Genomic DNA, 1635 nt, shown 5'->3' with positions numbered 1-1635 from the left:
GTCTCTCGTTGAGACAGTGCCCAGATCGTTGCGCCTTTCGTGCGGGTCGGAACTTACCCGACAAGGAATTTCGCTACCTTAGGACCGTTATAGTTACGGCCGCCGTTTACTGGGGCTTCAATTCGCACCTTCGCTTACGCTAAGCGCTCCTCTTAACCTTCCAGCACCGGGCAGGCGTCAGCCCCTATACTTCGCCTTACGGCTTCGCAGAGACCTGTGTTTTTGCTAAACAGTCGCCTGGGCCTATTCACTGCGGCTTTCCGTTAAGAAAGCACCCCTTCTCCCGAAGTTACGGGGTCATTTTGCCGAGTTCCTTAACCAGAGTTCTCTCGCACACCTTAGGATTCTCTCCTCGCCTACCTGTGTCGGTTTGCGGTACAGGCACCTTTTATCTCGCTAGAAGCTTTTCTTGGCAGCGGGGAATCAAAGACTTCGCTCCATAAGGAGCTTCCCCATCACAGCTCAGCCTTCACGATAAGCGGATTTGCCTACTTATCAGCCTAACTGCTTGGACGTGCACAACCAATCGCACGCTTCTTCTATCCTTCTGCGTCCCTCCATTGCTCAAACGATAAAGAGGTGGTACAGGAATATCAACCTGTTGTCCATCGCCTACGCCTTTCGGCCTCGGCTTAGGTCCCGACTAACCCTGAGCGGACGAGCCTTCCTCAGGAAACCTTAGGCATTCGGTGGAGGGGATTCTCACCCCTCTTTCGCTACTCATACCGGCATTCTCACTTCTAAGCGCTCCACAAGTCCTTCCGGTCTTGCTTCACAGCCCTTAGAACGCTCTCCTACCACTGTTCGAAGAACAGTCCGCAGCTTCGGTGATACGTTTAGCCCCGGTACATTTTCGGCGCAGAGTCACTCGACCAGTGAGCTATTACGCACTCTTTAAATGGTGGCTGCTTCTAAGCCAACATCCTGGTTGTCTAAGCAACTCCACATCCTTTTCCACTTAACGTATACTTTGGGACCTTAGCTGGCGGTCTGGGCTGTTTCCCTTTCGACTACGGATCTTATCACTCGCAGTCTGACTCCCAAGGATAAGTCATTGGCATTCGGAGTTTGACTGAATTCGGTAACCCGGTAGGGGCCCCTAGTCCAATCAGTGCTCTACCTCCAAGACTCTTACCTTGAGGCTAGCCCTAAAGCTATTTCGGAGAGAACCAGCTATCTCCAGGTTCGATTGGCATTTCACCCCTACCCACACCTCATCCCCGCACTTTTCAACGTGCGTGGGTTCGGGCCTCCATTCAGTGTTACCTGAACTTCACCCTGGACATGGGTAGATCACCTGGTTTCGGGTCTACAACCACATACTATTTCGCCCTATTCAGACTCGCTTTCGCTGCGGCTCCGCCTCTTCAGCTTAACCTTGCACGGGATCGTAACTCGCCGGTTCATTCTACAAAAGGCACGCCATTACCCATTAACGGGCTCTGACTATTTGTAGGCACACGGTTTCAGGATCTCTTTCACTCCCCTTCCGGGGTGCTTTTCACCTTTCCCTCACGGTACTGGTTCACTATCGATCACTAGGGAGTATTTAGCCTTGGGAGATGGTCCTCCCAGATTCCGACGGAATTTCACGTGTTCCGCCGTACTCAGGATACATTCAAGAGAGAACGAAGT

Annotated in this window: 1 rRNA gene; it reads right to left on the bottom strand. The window is 52.2% G+C overall.

What is annotated here, in order from left to right:
• Positions 1–1635 (bottom strand): 23S ribosomal RNA (locus tag ACFWBT_RS42860); the annotation flags it as partial.

Source organism: Streptomyces sp. NPDC060027, from assembly GCF_042737005.1.
Taxonomy (GTDB): domain Bacteria; phylum Actinomycetota; class Actinomycetes; order Streptomycetales; family Streptomycetaceae; genus Streptomyces.
Note: the sequence above shows the minus strand (reverse complement) of the source record. Positions and strands in the feature narration are given on the sequence as shown.